We start from the raw sequence: 17,566 nt of genomic DNA on the forward strand, positions 1-17,566 counted from the left end.
AATAAAATAGACAAATTCGAAAATCAGCTATATTTGCCGATTGTTGAATTTGTCTATTAGGTGTGTAATTTTCAACGTATTATTTCATATCTAATGGACCACCAGGGCCTAATGGCCAACCTAATAAATACCAAATAATCATAAACAATGGCCAAACAATACTTAAAATGATGGTATAAGGCATTAAGCTTGAAAGTAACGAACCTAATTTCATATTGTTGTCATATTTTTGAGCATAAGATAATAGCAGTGGTAAATATGGCATCATCGGAGTAATTGGATTACTGATGGAATCACCAATTCTATATAGCATTTGTGTAAACGCGGGATGAAATCCAACAAGCATTAACATTGGTATAAATATAGGTGCCAAAATTCCCCATTTAGCGGATGCGCTACCTATCAGTAAGTTAATGAGTGCGCTTAATATAATAATGCCTAAGATTAATACAATTCCATTTTGTCCTTGGAGTAATGAAGCTCCTTTAACAGCGACAATAACACCAAGATTACTCCACTCTAAGAATGCTAGTAGTTGTGCTGCAAAGAATACTATAACAATAAAAGAACTCATAGATCCCATAGAGTCAGCCAACATTTTACCTAAGTCTTTAGAATTATGAAATACTTTCATTTTAATTCCATATACTAAACCAGGTACTAAAAATAAGACTAAAATAATCAATCCTACACCATTAATAATTGGCGCATCGTTAAGTAAGCTACCTGTTTTAGCATTCCTTAGAAAACTATTTTGTGGTATTGCTAAAACAATGAGTAAAGCAATCATTGCAAAGAAGCTTATGTTTGCCCAAAAAACTGCTTTATTTTCTTCAGGTGTTAATCCTGTATTTTCTTCATCAACTTTAATATCTGAGTTGGATGTATCATAAGTTCCGAGTCTAGGTATAACAAATCGCATGGTTACCCAATATACAGCTGGTAATAAAACGATAATACTAGCGGCTATAAAGTACCAATTCATTGCGACATTTACGTGTACATTATCAGAAACAATTTTTGCTGCAGGCTCTGTAAAAGCATAAAGTAAAGCATCAGACATACCAATCATGACATTAGCTGAGAAACCGCCAAGTGCTGACGCATAAGCCATAGCTAACCCAGCAATAGGGTGATACCCTAATTTAATAAACACCATGGCAGTAAGTGGCGGCAACACAATAGTAGCGGCATCACCAGCAGCATTACCTAAGATACCAACTAATATAATTACAGGAACTATAATTTTCTTTGGCGCTTTATGTACTACTTGTATCATCAATTTATCAAAATAACCTGTTTTTTCCGATACGCCAATACCAAGCATGACTGATAATACCAGACCTAGTGCAGGGAATTCAGAAAAATTCTTAACAGTATCATTCAATATCATTGATAAGCCATCACTACTTAAAATACTTTTAATTGCAATAGTGTCACCTGTGCCAGGGTGTTTAACAGTGATAGAGAAAAATGAAATTATCCAAGTTAATACGGCTAGCCCTAAGCACATTAAGAAAAATAAAATACTGGGATCAGGTAATCTGTTCCCAACTTTTTCTACTATGTTTAAAAATCTATTGATAAGCGTTGGTTTTTCTTTTGAATTTAATGACATGATCTTTACCTCCCAATTAAGTTGTCGAAAGTATAACAAATTAAAATTAATAATTAAATGAAAATTTTGACAACTTAGACAGTTAAATAATTTCAATTGTTGTAAACGCTTTTATATAAAAGACTAAATAAATGAAGTTTTGCAGGTAATTAAAAAAGGAAGTATATAATTGAGCTGTGTTAAGAAGAAAAGCTAATTTTAGAAAAGGAGTCGTGAGTAATCATGGGAAAATTAGAAGATAAAGTAGCTATATTAACAGGTGTCAGTACAGGTATTGGTGCCGCTACCGCACATATTTTAGCTAAAGAGGGAGCTCATGTTATAGCAGTAGATATCTCAGAAAAAGTACATGATACGGTTAAAGAAATTAATAATGCAGGAAATAAAGCTTCAGGTTATACTGTTGATATTTCAGATGAACATGCAGTAGAACGTTTTGCAGAAGCTATTAAAGAAAAATTCTCAACAATCGATGTACTTTTTAATAACGCGGGTGTTGATAATGCTGCTGGTAGGATACATGAATATCCTGTAGAAGTCTTCGATAAGATAACGGGCGTCGATCTTAGAGGAACGTTTTTAATGACTAAGTTTTTCTTACCTTTAATGATGGATGAAGGTGGTTCAATTATTAATACGGCGTCATTCTCAGGTTTAGCAGCAGATTTAAATCGTTCAGGGTACAATGCTGCAAAAGGTGGCGTGATCAATTTCACACGTTCCACTGCAATTGAATATGGACGAGAAAATATTAGAGCCAATGCGATTGCACCAGGTACTATTGAAACGCCACTTGTCGATAAATTGACTGGGACTGCTGATGAAGAGTCTGGTAAAGCATTTAGAGAAAATCAAAAATGGGTTACACCTTTAGGTAGATTAGGAACACCTGAAGAAATTGGGAAACTTGTTGCGTTCCTAGCTTCAGACGACAGTTCATTTATTACTGGCGAGACGATTACTATTGATGGTGGTGTAATGGCTTATACATGGCCTGGTGAAATGTTAAGTGACGATAGTTGGAAAAATACGACTAAATAAAATAAGCAATCTATAATAATGAATAAAATAATTATATAAAACAGCGAGGCTGAGACAAAGTAATTGTCTCGGCCTCGCTGTTTAAGCACATATTGGTAATAGATTAAAGTCTCGCTGATATGCTAATTGTATTATATCTTTTTAAATAGCGTGTAATCATTACCATATAAAAAATTAGTTTAATAAAATTATTCAAGTTATATTAGAAAGATTACCAAATAATTTCTTCTACAACGTCATCACTTAAAGATTTAACAATTTCGGTCACAAGTGCAACTGAATTTTTGTAATCATCTGTGTGTAGTACTGACACGTTTGAATGCATATAACGTAATGCGACACCAATAGATACAGTTGGTATGCCTTCATTCGCGACATGTATGCTACCAGCATCAGTGCCGCCACCAGCTGTAGTATCTAATTGAATAGAAATCTTGTGTTTCTTAGCTACTTCTTTAATATGTTTAGTAAAGCCGACATGCCCGATATTAGAAGCATCCATAATGATGACAACAGGTCCATTACCAATAGCTGTATCACTAACTTGTCCAGACATTCCTGGTGTATCATATGCAATTGCAACATCAACGGCAATTGCTAAGTCGGGTTTGATTTTATTAGCAGCGACTTTAGCACCACGTAGCCCAACTTCTTCTTGGACATTTGCGCCAGCGACTAAATTGACATCAATGGTATCATTTTTTAAATGTTGTAATACATCAACGGCAAGTGCGCATCCATAGCGATTATCGAATGCTTTTGCAGTTAAATATTTGTTGTTTGCTAATGTTTCAAATTCACTATATGGCGTAATCATATTTCCAATTTCAATACCGAATTGCTCAGCTTCTTTTTTACTTTTAACACCAATATCTATAAACATTTCTTTCATATCAATCGTTTTTTTACGCTCTTCAGGTGATAGTACGTGCGGTGGTTTAGAACCGATAATTCCTCTTATTTTCTTACCTTTGTCTGTTGTAACCGTAACTTTTTGTGACAACATAACTTGATTCCACCAACCTCCAATTGGAGTAAATTTTAAAAATCCATCATTATCAATTTTAGTAACGATGAAACCAATCTCATCTAAATGCCCAGCAACCATCAATGTTTTGTTACCATTTGTTGCGGATTTTTTACCAAAAATACCACCAAGGTTGTCTTCTATAATTTCATCACTTACAGGTTTTAAATAATCATGCATTAAAGCTTTCACTTTCATTTCATGACCTGCGATGCCGTCGACATCAGTTAAAGATTTTAATAGTTCTACTGATTGATTCATATTAACCCTCCCAAGTTTGATTTATAGATATATTTTACCATTTTAATATTAATACTATATAGTCATTTGATTTAAATAAAAATTGATAAGAACTGTATAAATCTAAAAATAAATCTTACTAATTCACTAAGACTAAAAGTGTGCAATAGACAAACAATCGTGTTTCAATAAAGATAATAGATAAAGTGGAGGGGTTAAAATGACAGAAGTTAATTATCTTACATTGGGTTCAAATGAAGCGCCAATTCAAGTCGAATCTTTTATTAATTTTGCATGTCCATATTGTAAGAATTATTTTAAAGCTGCAGACAAGGTTCTAAAACCATTTATTGAGGCAGGTAAAGTGCAACATGTAATCAAACATTTTGATAAAACTAAGCAAGCCTTATTAAAAGGAACGGTTGCAAATATACATTTAGATTATCAAAAAGTTAATGAAACGATAGAAATTATACGTGAGTTATACGATACGCAAGATGAATGGAAAAAAAGCTTTACTGCAATTGAAGAAAAAATGACTCAAACATTTAACTTAGCGCCTAACAAAGAAGCGGATGAGCGTTCACTAGCAATTAATGAAGAAACATTTAAACGTGGTATTAAAGGCATTCCAACAGTATTTATTAATGAAGTTCAATTTGAGTTCAACCCATTACAAGATAAACAAAGTGAAATAGAGACATTGATTATTGACAAAATAAACCAATTAAGTAGATAAAATAAGAACACTATGACAATCGTTTCAAACGATTGTCATAGTGTTTTTTGGATTTTTATACATGTTCTATCAATTTTAATTTATAGTCTTGGATAGATTGAATGTTACCATCTTTATTTTTAATAATAATATGTTCTTTAGAAATTTGTGTCGGTGATTCAACGCCAACTGCAGCTGCGATATTAAATAAACCTTCGTGCAAACTTGTTACAAAATTAGTGACACGGTATTTTTTCTCATCAATAATTAGCCCTTTTTCTCTTTTGGGGTCTGTAGTGGCAACGCCTACTGGACAAGTGTTCATATGACATTGTTGACTCATAATACAACCTACACTAATCATCATGCCACGAGCAACGTTGATTAAATCTGCACCTAAACCAAGTGCAATAGCAATCTTATCAGGTGTGATTAGTTTACCTGAAGCAAATATTTTAATACGATGTCGAATGCCATACTTTTCTAGTAAAGAAGTAAGTATAGGCAGTGCTGTGAAAAGAGGTAAACCTACACCATCTTCTAATTCTTGGAAAGTTGCACCAGTCCCACCTTCTCCTCCATCTATTGTTATAAAGTTTGGATATTGTTGTGTATCAATCATTGTGCGCACCAGATCTTCTACCTCTGAAACTTTACTGATTACTATTTTAAAGCCAACAGGTTTTTGACCAAGTTGCTGTAATTGATGTACCCAAGAAAGTAATGCAGACGGATTATTGATTTGCTCAAAACGATTAGGTGAATTTATCGTTTTCCATGGCTCAACTTTACGAATTTCTGCAATTTCTTCAGTGACTTTATTGCCTTGCATATGGCCGCCCCTTGTTTTAGCGCCTTGAGCTAGTTTGATTTCAAAAGCTTTAATTCGAGGGTGCTGTGATAAATGCTTAAAGGCGTCTGTATCAAAATTACCTTGTTTATCACGTACTCCGAATAGACCAGGCCCGATTTGAAAAATAATATCTACATCACCAGACAGATGGTGTTTTGATAGCCCACCTTCACCTGTATTCATCCATGTACCAGCTTGTCCTAACCCTTTAGAAAGGGCAGTAATAGCATGGCTACCTAATGCACCGTAACTCATACCAGATTGACCAACCAAACGTTTTAGTTTGAAAGGTTGTTCAAGCTCTGGTCCGAGTATAATTTGATTGTCGTCTGATAAATAGTAAGGGTCAATTTCTGTTTTTATTCTATGCTCGTCACGATCAAATAGACGCTCATTATCTATCTGATAAATAAAAGAAGATATCATAGGTGATTGATCGATGTGCAATTCGGATGATTGTAGTGGAAACATAGTGTTTTGAATATAAAAGCCATCTTCATAATCGCATTGAGTACCAAAACTTGTCATCCTGGAATTATATTTGCCTGCTACAACGATATTAGTGAAATCATTTCTAGAAAAAGGTTTACCTTTAGTGTCTGCCAAAAAGAGATATTGACGTAATTCCGGACCTATTTTCTCACCAAAATAACGTATTCTAGCTAATAAAGGATAATTACGTAATACGCTATGTTGTTTTTGACGCTTATCTTTAAATAGTAATAGTGCACCTATAATAAGCCCACTTATTAGAAATAAAACAATGATTATATTAACAATAAACTGTAGTACGGTTAATATTGTCATAAAGCATCCCCCCATTTAACTATATGTTACAACAAAATGATCATTTTACAATGAAATAACTAAAAAAAGAAAAAGTTACTTAATATTAAAATTCTAAAAAATGAAATGCTAAGAAAAATTTTATAAAACATATATAAGTAATTTGAATCGTGATATATTTACAATATATAAATATAAAGGAAGGTGTCATATGGATGAAGAATTAACTTTAAAAAGAACGAAACAATTTCAAGAAAAAAACCAATGGCAAAGTAAGCATATTGTGAAAAGAGATTTCTGGCTTATTCCTTTTTATATACTATTCAATCAAGTTGTACCTTTAATTGTCTTAGCTGTAATATTTGGAGTTTTCTTGTTATTTAATATTAAAAATGAAGTAGCAGGCAATGATTACAAGATTATAAGTACAATAATCTCTGAAATTATTATTTTGTTAAGTTTTTATTTAATACATAAGAACCATCGATTAGTACCGATTGCGATAGAGCGTTTTAAGAAAGGTCAAAAATATTTATTAATAATTTTGCTAACTTATATGGTTTCACTAGTATTGATTACTGGATATGAATGGATCACAGATTTTTTGCCTGAATCTCTTCAATATGGAGAAACTCAGAATCAAATGTTATTAGAAGAACTGTTTGATAATAATTGGATGCTACCATTGCTGTTTATAGATATCGTCATTTTGACCTCTTTTATTGAAGAATTATTATTTAGGCACTTAATTATTCATGAATTAGGTAAAAAAATTACCTATGGTTTTGCTACAGTTCTGTCAGTCATTCTTTTCGCGAGTGTACATGTTCTAGGTGCCACTTCGCCTTTTGAAATAGGAAGTTATATTATAATTGGTGCAAGTTTAGCCTTTGTTTATCTAAAAAGTGGTATGAATTTAGCTGTTTCTATCATATTGCACAGTTTAAATAATTTCATATCATTTTTAACAATTGTTATTTTAAAATAACTTTTAATAAAGTATTGTTAAGTTATATTTTCTAGAAACTGGTTATTTACATCATGTGTTAGGGAATAATGATGAGTAAAGTAAATATTAGGGAGGCCGAAGCATGTTAGAACTGAAAAATGTTTCATATCATGTTGATAACCGTGACATCATCAACGATATTTCTTTGAAAATTGAGGAAGGGGATACTATTGCGATTGTAGGACCTTCAGGAAGCGGGAAAAGTACATTAATGAGATTGATTAATAATTTAATTAGTCCGACAGAAGGGGAAATATATTTAAATGGTAAGCCTTATGAGCAAATTGATCCAGAAACATTGCGTATGAAAATTAGTTATCTATTACAAGAGAGTGACTTGTTTGATAGAACTATAGGAGAGAATTTAGCCTTTCCAGCAGAAGTACGTAATGATAAATTTGATCGCAAAAGAGCAAAATATTTATTGAAATCTGTTGGTTTGGGTCATTACAATTTCAATACTAGAATAGATCATTTATCCGGTGGGGAAAGACAGAGAATAACCATAGCAAGGCAGTTAATGTACAAACCACAGATGCTATTATTAGATGAAGCGACTAGTGCACTAGACGAGCAAAATAGTGAAAAAATTGAAAAACTAATTTTTAATATGGCCAAAGAAGGTGTCTCTATTTTATGGATTACTCATAGTAATGAACAAAGTAGTAGGCACTTTAAGAAAAGAATTAAAGTCGTTGAAGGTCGAATTGCACAGGAGGATGATTTATCATGAGCACAACTGCGTTAGCATTAACCGGTCTTCTATTGCTATTTCCTATTATCGTCTCTTATAAAGAAAAATTACATATAATTAAAGATTTATTAATTGCTACATTACGTGCAGTGGTCCAACTTGTTATATTAGGGTATCTCTTACATTTTATTTTTGGAGTAAACCAAAAGTGGCTACTGCTTACATTTGTATTAATAATTATTATAAATGCTTCTTGGAATACAATAAGTAGGGCTTCGCCAGTCATGCATCATGTGTTTTGGATTTCATTTATAGCTATATTCGTTGGTGTTGCCTTGCCATTAGTTGGTGTTATCTTAACTGGTGCAATTCAGTTTAAACCAAATGAAGTTATACCGATAGCAGGTATGTTGGGAAGTAATGGCTTGATAGCCATCAATTTAGCCTATCAAAATTTAGATAAAGAGTTTGTAAAAGAAATGAGTCAAATAGAAGCTAAATTGGCTTTAGGCGCTAACCCTAAATTATCCTCTAAGGCAACGATTAGAAACAGTATTAAAACAGCTATTGTACCTACGATTGATTCTGTTAAAACATATGGTATTGTCTCTATACCTGGTATGATGACTGGTTTGATACTAGGTGGCGTTGCGCCTTTAGAGGCAGTGAAGTTTCAGTTGATGGTCGTATTTATCCATACAACTGCGACAATTATGTCAGCTTTAATTGCGACTTACTTAAGCTATAAACAATTCTTTAATCACCGAGATCAACTGATCGGACGCCATATGCATACAAAAGAAAGATAATATACAACAGTGTTATAATAGTCTATTTGGTTATTACTAAAATTACTTTTCAAAAAGTAAAATGGTGTACGCTAATTAAAGTGGTATTTATCATATTTAGAGTTGAGACGGAAAACCAACAAAGCTAAGTGTTTTGTTGGTTTTTTAGAGCTTCTTTATAGGATACTTAAATTTAACAATCCAAAGACAAATGGATATCTTAACTCCTTACTACAAATGGATAATCATTATTATTTTAAAATGTTCAAACGTGTTGACGAATGGTTTATAATATAGTGGTTATGTAAAAATAAAAATTTATAAAAGGGAGGAGTGAATCTATGTCAGTGATGAGAATTGCAACATTCATTTTAAGTATATTTATCGTAGGTATGGTTGAAATGATGGTTGCTGGAATTATGAATTTAATGAGTAATGATTTACATGTCACTGAAGCGGTAGTTGGGCAGTTAGTAACTCTATATGCGATCACATTTGCTATAGCTGGTCCAATATTAGTGAAATTAACTAATCGCTTTTCACCGAGACCAGTATTATTATGGGCGTTAGCAACTTTTATTATAGGGAATGTAATTATTGCTATGGCGCCAAATTTTTCAATCTTGGTGTTTGGACGTATATTATCATCTGCTGCGGCAGCGTTAATCGTGGTTAAAATATTAGCATTAACGGCCTTATTAACAGCTCCGCAACACCGTGGGAAAATGATTGGTATTGTATATTCAGGATTTAGCGGTGCTAATGTGTTTGGTGTACCTATTGGGACAATTATAGGTGACTTAGTAGGGTGGAGATATACATTCTTATTTATCGTCGCAGTCAGCGTGCTAGTTGGTATACTAATGTACTTTTATGTACCACAGCCACAATTTGAAACGCCTAAAACAGATACAGAGGCAACGCAACGTACAAGTAGTTATTCTAAAATATTAAGACCGGCAGAAATTGTAAAATATTTGAGTATAACGTTTTTACTACTCGTTGCCAATTCAGTGACATTTATTTATATTAATCCATTGATGCTGAAAAGTGGCCATGATTTATCATTTGTGTCTATCGCATTGTTGATTAATGGTGTAGCAGGTGTAATAGGTACCTCAATGGGTGGATTCTTATCAGATAAACTCACAAGTAAACGTTGGTTAACGATTGCGACAACCATTTTTATCATTATGATGTTAATCTTAAATGTCTTCTTACCAGGCACAGGTCTATTATTGATGGTTATCTTTATATGGAATATCATGCAGTGGAGTACAAATCCAGCTGTACAAAGTGGTATCATTGAACATGTAGAAGGTGATACGAGCCAAGTTATGAGTTGGAACATGTCTAGTTTAAACGCAGGAATTGGTATAGGTGGCATAGTAGGTGGCTTAGTTGTTTCAAAAGTAGATGTTTTTGCAACAACGTATTATAGTGCGGCAATTGCCTTATTAGCATTTATATTAATCATTAGTTTAAAAAATGTCGCGAAATTTAATAAAGCTCAGGTATAAAGTTTATATATAATAATGGGGACAACTATCCGAAATACTAACTAAAGCTTAGTGTCAGATAGTTGTCCCCATTTTAAGTTTGAAAGTTAAAATTTATATAAGTAATTTAGACTGCTACTACACCGATTAATACAGCGATAATCAACATGATAATAGCAAATCCCCATATCCAGAAAAAGGCATATTTTATATATGTTCCCATATTTGCCTCTGCAAGACCAATTGCTAACCATAAGGCTGGAGAAAATGGACTAACAAAAGTTCCAACAATATTACCAATAATCATTGCATATGCTGTAGACATAGCAGGAACGCCAAATTGACCAGCAGTTTGTTCAACTATTGGAAGTACGGCAAAATAATAAGCGTCTGTACTTGTGAGTAAATCAAGTGGTACACCAAAAATACCTACGATAATATGTAAATATGGACCAACTGCACCTGGAATAATAGCTATAAAGTTTAAAGCTATAGCTTCTAGCATACCAGTTTTATTTAGTACACCTAAAAACATTCCTGCTGCTATAATTACAGCTGCCATCATTAACGCATTGGGTGCGTGTGCTTTCAAACGGCTCATTTGTTCATCTACATTTGGGAAATTAATTACCAATGCGATTGCAACGCCTATCATGAAAGCAAATTCTGGCGGTGCGATATTAGATAACATCATGACGATAATAATAAGCGTAAGCAGCCCATTAACCCAATTAATCCATGGTTTAGATACGGCAGTTCCACGTACGGGGAATTTTACTGCCTGATCTTTTTCGTAATTATCTACAATTTTATGAATATCTAAATGTTGTGTGTCTCTAACTTCGCCTTTATTTATAGCTTTGTTAATTCTCGCTTTCTCTCTAAGTCCTAAATAAGCTGCAAAAACCAGTACAAGTGCAAAGCCTATTAATTGGACAGGTATAATACCGTACCAAAGTTCATTGACATTTTTGACATTCAATACTGAAGCTGTACGTGCCATAGGACCGCCCCAAGGTACCATATTCATAATAGCAGCACTTAAAGCCAATAGTAATAATAACAAATATCGATTCATATTTAAGGCTTTATAAAGTGGTAATAATGCAGGAATAGATAATAAAAAAGTTGTTGCTCCAGCACCATCAAGCTGTGCGAAGATACCTATTAAAGCAGTAACGATACAAACTACTATGACGTTGCCTCTAGTGAGTAGGATTAACCTTTTTACAAGTGGTTTAAATAAACCGCTATCGCTCATTATACCAAAGAATATGATGGCAAATATAAACATAATAACAACGTTTATAACTTGATCTAAGCCACTATTGAAAAATTTAACTAAATCCCCAATATTATAACCTAAAAGTAATGCACCAATACTTGGTATTAAAATCATACCAACTACTGGGCTAATACGTTGCGCAATTAATAAGCCTACAATGGAAATAATAATAACTAGGCCTACAATCGTTAACCAAATACTTTCTTGTTGCATTTTACTTCCCCCTTAAGTTAAAGCGCTTACAAAAATGATCATCATCTGATTAAATTGTAATGATTATAGATAATTGTAACAAAATTGAATATTGTTAAGTGATTATTCTTGTGTTATTTCATATTAATTTACTTATATTAAATAATAAGTAAAACAAATGTAATGAGAGGAATTATATTTTTTTAAATGTATAAATATAGAAAAGTAAGTTAGAACTCATAATAGAATAATATGAGTTCTAACTTGCTTCCTGTTAAAGATAATTTGTTAATTTGTTTTTTCTGAAAGTTGAGTTGAATTTAAGCGTATATCAACTATATTTAAATTAGCTTTAGTATTTGAAACTTGCGCTATAGCAGCTGAAAGTAAAATATATATTAAAGTACCTATCATATAACCAACTTTCAAGTCAGATATTAATAAATAAGACTGATATAGTAAAACAATTATAGCAATAATTGCTATAACGATTAGTACAGGATAGGGCACTTTAAAAGGTGATTGTTTATAGGCTTCAGGATATTTTTTAGGTAATTGTGTTACTGCTAATGCAGGAAATGCAAATACTATTAACGATATGCCTGTACCTAATTGGGCAACAACATTTAGTGACATCCCCGTAACGATAGGTATTGCACCAATAATATAAAAAATAAGCAGTAACCAATGTGGTGTGCCAAATCGCTTGTTTACGTGCCCTAAGGCTTTGGGCAAATAACCATCATGAATTGCAATTAATAAACTTTTAGTTACCCATGTAAAAGTTGAATTAAGTGTGGTAGCTAAAGCAAACATTGCCCCTCCAATCATAAAGAAAATAAAAATGGGGGTAGGTAGTATTTCTTTTGCTACGCTTGTTAAAGGTCTGCCTGCTACTTCGGGAATCGGTAAAACGCCAACTGCAATTGATGCAATAAAGGCATATAATACACCAACAAAAATAGTAGCTACAACTATAACGAATGGTATATCCCTTTTTGGATTTTTCATTTCTCCACCTAATTCAGCAACAACTTGCGCGCCACCAGTAGCAAAAGAAACTAAACCGACTGCAGTGAAGAATCCTGTAAATCCATCTGGGAACATTGAGCTTGAATTAAATACCCCAAAATTAACATGTGACATACCGAAGATGATGAAGCAAGATAGAGCTACAATTAAAGTAATTACCATCAAGTTTCCTATAATTGATGCAGATTTTATGCCAACGATATTCACGATAAATAAAATAGTTAACAATAAGAAGGCGACAGTTCTAACTGGTACACCAGGAAAAAGCCCTTCTAAATATTGCGCAAACGACAGCGCATATAAGGACAAGGTAATTTGTAAAAACATAAACAACATAAGCCAAAATATACCTGTTTTGGGGGACAATAAACGACTAGTATATTGATACATACCTCCAGTAGTAGGTAACGTTGAACCTAAGATTGCTATTGGAAACATGGTCAGTAATGTTATAACAGCAGATAAAATGAATGCTGGTGTTATACCACTACCTGTCATCTGTATACCAATACCAGTTAATGACATGACACCAGCCCCGATAATTTGACCAATCGCAATTCCCAAAACATCTGTAAGACCTAAGACTTTTTTTAAATTTGTTGCTTGTTGCATTCAATCACCTCTATATTATGTAGTTGTAAAAATATTAAAAAAATCATAACATAATTTGCACTTAATTCATAGTACGTCAATCGGAAAACTTGGTTTAAGGATGAGATGGTCTATGATAGCAAAAATAGAGTGTCTTATAGTAGAATGAAAATAAATTAAAAATATAATGAGGTGCAATTATTATGACAAATCAACAAAATCATATAAAAGTAGATGCATTTATTGATAAATTAAAACAATGGCAAGATGAATTTAAATTGATGCGTGAAATTATTACAGAAACTGAATTAGTTGAAAATTATAAATGGATGCATCCTTGTTATACATTAGAAAATAAAAACGTAGTGATTGTACAAGACTTTAAGTACTATTGTGCACTGTTATTTGAAAAAGGTGCTATTATGGAAGATCCTTATCAAACGTTGATTCAACAAACAAAAAATGTACAAGCAGCTAGACAATTACGTTTTGAAAGTTTAGAAGAAATAGAAAGACGTAGAGAAGAAATTAAATGGTATATTGAAGAAGCCATAAGAATTGAAAAATCAGGCAAAAAAGTACCTATGAAAGAAACAGAGGATTACGAAATGCCAGTAGAATTACAAGCGAAATTAGATGAAATGCCAAAACTGGAAAAAGCATTTTATCAATTAACTCCTGGTAGACAAAGACAATATATGTACTATATAGGCCAGGCTAAAAGAGCTTCAACACGTGAGGATCGCGTGCTGAAATATATAGATCATATTTTAAATGGTAAAGGCATGAATGATAAATAATTCTCAAAGTGTATAGTTCTAAGGCCGAGGCTTAAATTTAATGTCTCGGCCTTTAATTATCCTTATAGTGACATATGTCATAGCAGTATATATGGAATAAATTATTTTAGCAAATATGATAATATACTTATGTCTTTAATTTGGAAGTTATAGAAAGATAGAGTTGCAACTTTTTCGTTTATCGTATATAGTTTGCTCGAATATAAAATACTACGCGACAACAGGTCAGATAGTACATTGAGAAAGAAGGTGTATGAATGCCAAGAGTTTCCAAACGGATACAATTATTACAGGCAGCTGCAACTATCGTTGATGAACAAGGTAGTGAATATTTAACTTTAGATGCTGTTGCTAAAAAAGCTGGTGTTAGTAAAGGCGGCTTATTGTATCATTTTCAAAACAAATTTGCGTTAATACAAGGACTCGTTGACCATGCAGATGAACTATATCGCAATAATGTTAATGAACATGTAGAAAAAGATAATAATGGGAGCGGTAAATGGGTTCGTGCCTTTATTGAAGCAACTCGCGAACATCGTGCTGAAAACGGTTCGATTACATCTGGTATGCTTGCTGCCCAAGGCATAAACAGTAATTTACTATTACCATTACAAGACACATACAAAGAGTGGCAACAGAAAATTGAAAATGATGGTTTAGATAAAGTAGACGCAACTATAATTAGGTTGGCAGTTGATGGATTATGGTTGTCAGAAATTTTCGGTTTAGATAATTTAGATGAATCGATGAGAGAAAAAGTCTTGGATAGATTGACGGAATATACTCAAATTGATAAAAACGACTAAATTATTCTTTGATTCTATGTAATTTATAAAAAAATAATAAAATGAATAAACTACGTTAAGTACTGTTACTAAAGGAATAATCGACAATTTAAAGTTGATTATTCTTTTTTTAAATTTTCAAGGGCTTGAAACTAAACCGTCCAGTTGGTACACTAACCGATGTATTAAAAACTCTCTTGGAGGTTTATATCAATGAAAAAAGTTATGCTAACAGCAGCATTGACAGGTGCTGGAGATACTGTAGATAAAAATAAGCATGTCCCTGTGACGCCACAAGAAATTGCTGATTCTGCAATTAAATGTGCGAAGGCTGGTGCTACTGTAGCACATATTCATGCGAGAGACCCAAAAACAGGGGGGATTAGTCATGATGTGGAGTTTTTTAGGGAAGCAGTAAGACTAATTAGAGAAGCAGATGAAGATATAATTATTAATATTACGTCAGGTGGAGGCGGAGATTTCATTCCAAGCCTCGAAGATCCATATAAAGCAGAGAAAGGATCTGATATGCAAACCCCTGATGAGCGACATGAACCAGTTGGCACATTATTACCTGAGATGTGTACATTAGATTGTGGTAGTGTCAATATGGGTGACGCTATTTATTTAAGTCCTGCAGATTGGTTGAGAAAACAAGCGCAATTAGTTAAGGATGCAGGTGTTAAACCAGAATTAGAGTGTTTTGATAGCGGTCATATTTCTTTTGCAAAACAATTGATAAATGAAGGATTTATTGAAGGGACGCCGCTATTCCAATTCTGTTTAGGTATTCCATGGGGCGCTGAAAATGATCCAGAAACCATCGAATATTTTAAAACACGTATACCTGAAAATGCAGATTGGTCAGCATTTGGTATTGGAAGAATGCAATTTCCAACAGTAGAGGAAGCAGCAAAACGTGGTGGTAATGTTCGTGTTGGTTTAGAGGACAATTTATATTTAGCAAAAGGCGTAAAAGCTTCTAACGAGCAACTTGTTGAAAAAGCAGTAGAAATACTAAATGGTTTAGATATTGAGCCGATGACACCGGCAGAGGCGCGTGAAAAGTATCAGCTTAGAGCACCACAAGGAGGTACAAAATGAAGTTTGCAGTTGTAGGTACAGGTGTAATTGGTAGTGGTTGGATTACAAGAATATTAGCACATGGACATGAAGTCATCGCGACTGATCCGAGTGAAAATGCATATGAAAGTATGTTGAAACAAGTAAAACAAAATTGGCCATATGCTGAACAACTTGGTTTAGCAGAAAATGCCTCTTTAGAAAATTTAACGTTCACTCCTCATTTAGAAGAAGCAGTTAAAGATGCAGATCACATTCAAGAAAATGTGCCGGAAATTGAATCATTAAAGGATCAAGTACTAACTGAGATAGATTTCTATGCAAAACCTGATGCTATAATAGGTTCTAGTACATCGGGTATTATGCCTTCAGAATTACAAAAGAATTTACAACATCCAGAAAGACTAGTGGTAGCGCATCCATTCCATCCTGTATATATTTTACCATTAGTTGAAATTGTTCCTGGTAAATTAACTACAGAAGAAACAACTGTAAAAGCTGAAACAATTTACGAAAGTATTGGTATGGATGTACTACATGTGAGACATGAAATTGAAGGACATGTAGCTGACAGACTAATGGAGGCGTTATGGAGAGAAGCATTGCATATAGTCAATGATGGCGTTGCTACTACAGAAGAAGTAGATAAAGCATTTACCCACGCAGCTGGATTGCGTTATGCACAATATGGTCCGTTTATGACATTCCATTTAGCTGGTGGTGAGGGAGGTATGCGTCATATGTTAAAACAATTTGGCCCTGCATTGAAAAAACCTTGGACTAAGTTATTAGCTCCTGAATTAACACAAGAACTTTATGATGAGGTCGTCAATGGATGTGAATCATCATCACAAGGACAAACAATGTCAGAACTTGACCAAAAACGCAATGAATTTTTAGTTAAAGTGAAACAACTTGCAGAAACATACTGGCCAGAAGAGTCACCTTCAATGAAAAAAAGAAATAATCAGTCGGTGTATTAATATGACTCAATCACTTTTTGAATATACGACAACAGTAAAACAAATTTGGGTAGATCATAATGGTCATATGAATGATGCTGAGTATAATCGAGTATTCAGCGATACAACAGACGCTTGGTTAGCTACTTTGGGATTAGATCTACAAGCGATTGAACAATTGAAATATACAATATTCACACTTGAAAATCACGTGATGTATTTAAAAGAAATAAAAGTAAATGAGCCCATCACTGTCACAGTAGAATTGTTTGATTTTGATGCGAAGCGCTTACACGTATTTATGACATTAAAAAATGGGCAAAATGACAGATGTGCGACATATGAAGTGATGCTAATGGGTATGGATACTGAATCTAATAAACCGAAGCCATTTCCAGAAACTATTAGAAAATCAGTTGAATTTTATGCAGATAGTGCATTAATTCAACATCAACCTGAAGAACTTGGGCATCATATTGGAATCAAACGAAAATAAATTTTAAGCTATTGAATAAAAGGTTTTTTGAATGTGTTGGGAAACAAAGTTCACTATTATAAATTGT

The 17,566-nt window shown here is 33.3% G+C and carries 16 protein-coding genes; 11 read left to right on the forward strand and 5 right to left on the reverse strand.

Annotated features, from left to right (window positions below; genetic code table 11):
• Positions 1-79: 79 nt before the first annotated feature.
• Positions 80-1,618 (reverse strand): AbgT family transporter, encoded by a 1,539-nt coding sequence (locus ACW5YJ_RS04020; RefSeq protein WP_107551674.1) that lies wholly within the window; start codon positions 1,616-1,618, stop codon positions 80-82.
• A gap of 222 nt (positions 1,619-1,840) precedes the next feature.
• On the opposite strand from ACW5YJ_RS04020, the gene ACW5YJ_RS04025 reads away from it, so the two are divergent.
• Positions 1,841-2,659, forward strand: a complete 819-nt coding sequence (locus ACW5YJ_RS04025) for an SDR family oxidoreductase (protein ID WP_171914761.1) — start codon at positions 1,841-1,843, stop codon at positions 2,657-2,659.
• A gap of 211 nt (positions 2,660-2,870) precedes the next feature.
• Here the strand turns inward: ACW5YJ_RS04025 and ACW5YJ_RS04030 are convergent, their stop codons facing one another.
• A complete protein-coding gene (locus ACW5YJ_RS04030) occupies positions 2,871-3,947 on the reverse strand; it encodes a M42 family metallopeptidase (RefSeq protein WP_457338517.1) in 1,077 nt (358 codons plus the stop codon).
• 199 nt (positions 3,948-4,146) lie between these two features.
• On the opposite strand from ACW5YJ_RS04030, the gene ACW5YJ_RS04035 reads away from it, so the two are divergent.
• On the forward strand, positions 4,147-4,665 hold the full coding sequence (locus ACW5YJ_RS04035) for a thioredoxin domain-containing protein (protein ID WP_017722807.1): 519 nt from the start codon (positions 4,147-4,149) through the stop codon (positions 4,663-4,665).
• Positions 4,666-4,720: 55 nt separating this feature from the next.
• Here ACW5YJ_RS04035 and ACW5YJ_RS04040 read toward each other — a convergent pair whose 3' ends face one another.
• Entirely contained in the window at positions 4,721-6,304 is a 1,584-nt protein-coding gene (locus tag ACW5YJ_RS04040) for an FMN-binding glutamate synthase family protein (RefSeq protein WP_457338518.1), read from the reverse strand.
• A gap of 190 nt (positions 6,305-6,494) precedes the next feature.
• On the opposite strand from ACW5YJ_RS04040, the gene ACW5YJ_RS04045 reads away from it, so the two are divergent.
• The 4 genes from ACW5YJ_RS04045 (at position 6,495) to ACW5YJ_RS04060 (ending at position 10,294) form a co-directional block, all read left to right on the forward strand.
• On the forward strand, positions 6,495-7,271 hold the full coding sequence (locus tag ACW5YJ_RS04045) for a CPBP family intramembrane glutamic endopeptidase (RefSeq protein WP_017722805.1): 777 nt from the start codon (positions 6,495-6,497) through the stop codon (positions 7,269-7,271).
• 103 nt (positions 7,272-7,374) lie between these two features.
• Entirely contained in the window at positions 7,375-8,025 is a 651-nt protein-coding gene (locus tag ACW5YJ_RS04050) for an ABC transporter ATP-binding protein (protein WP_017722804.1), read from the forward strand.
• Positions 8,022-8,795, forward strand: coding sequence for an ABC transporter permease (locus ACW5YJ_RS04055; protein ID WP_135091886.1), 774 nt, complete (start codon positions 8,022-8,024; stop codon positions 8,793-8,795). Before ACW5YJ_RS04050 ends, ACW5YJ_RS04055 begins: the two co-directional genes overlap by 4 nt.
• A 320-nt stretch (positions 8,796-9,115) precedes the next feature.
• Positions 9,116-10,294 (forward strand): MFS transporter, encoded by a 1,179-nt coding sequence (locus tag ACW5YJ_RS04060; protein ID WP_457338519.1) that lies wholly within the window; start codon positions 9,116-9,118, stop codon positions 10,292-10,294.
• A gap of 106 nt (positions 10,295-10,400) precedes the next feature.
• Here ACW5YJ_RS04060 and ACW5YJ_RS04065 read toward each other — a convergent pair whose 3' ends face one another.
• Both ACW5YJ_RS04065 and ACW5YJ_RS04070 read right to left on the reverse strand, forming a co-directional pair.
• The gene (locus ACW5YJ_RS04065) at positions 10,401-11,771 is read right to left on the reverse strand and encodes a CitMHS family transporter (RefSeq protein ID WP_171915030.1); all 1,371 of its coding nucleotides are present in this window, start codon (positions 11,769-11,771) and stop codon (positions 10,401-10,403) included.
• 267 nt (positions 11,772-12,038) lie between these two features.
• Positions 12,039-13,394, reverse strand: coding sequence for an APC family permease (locus tag ACW5YJ_RS04070; RefSeq protein ID WP_426432772.1), 1,356 nt, complete (start codon positions 13,392-13,394; stop codon positions 12,039-12,041).
• 182 nt (positions 13,395-13,576) lie between these two features.
• Between ACW5YJ_RS04070 and ACW5YJ_RS04075 the strand changes: the two genes are divergently transcribed.
• The 5 genes from ACW5YJ_RS04075 (at position 13,577) to ACW5YJ_RS04095 (ending at position 17,499) form a co-directional block, all read left to right on the forward strand.
• Entirely contained in the window at positions 13,577-14,173 is a 597-nt protein-coding gene (locus tag ACW5YJ_RS04075; RefSeq protein WP_017722799.1) for a YdeI/OmpD-associated family protein, read from the forward strand.
• A 257-nt stretch (positions 14,174-14,430) separates the two neighbouring features.
• Complete coding sequence (locus ACW5YJ_RS04080) at positions 14,431-14,979, forward strand: TetR/AcrR family transcriptional regulator (RefSeq protein WP_017722798.1); 549 nt, start codon at positions 14,431-14,433, stop codon at positions 14,977-14,979.
• Positions 14,980-15,171: 192 nt separating this feature from the next.
• Positions 15,172-16,062, forward strand: coding sequence for a beta-keto acid cleavage family enzyme (locus ACW5YJ_RS04085; RefSeq protein WP_119614206.1), 891 nt, complete (start codon positions 15,172-15,174; stop codon positions 16,060-16,062).
• On the forward strand, positions 16,059-17,024 hold the full coding sequence (locus ACW5YJ_RS04090; protein WP_017722796.1) for a 3-hydroxyacyl-CoA dehydrogenase NAD-binding domain-containing protein: 966 nt from the start codon (positions 16,059-16,061) through the stop codon (positions 17,022-17,024). Before ACW5YJ_RS04085 ends, ACW5YJ_RS04090 begins: the two co-directional genes overlap by 4 nt.
• 1 nt (position 17,025) lies before the next feature.
• Positions 17,026-17,499, forward strand: coding sequence for a thioesterase family protein (locus tag ACW5YJ_RS04095; RefSeq protein ID WP_017722795.1), 474 nt, complete (start codon positions 17,026-17,028; stop codon positions 17,497-17,499).
• The last annotated feature ends 67 nt before the right edge of the window (positions 17,500-17,566 follow it).

Source organism: Staphylococcus sp. mip270_02 (assembly GCF_054031535.1).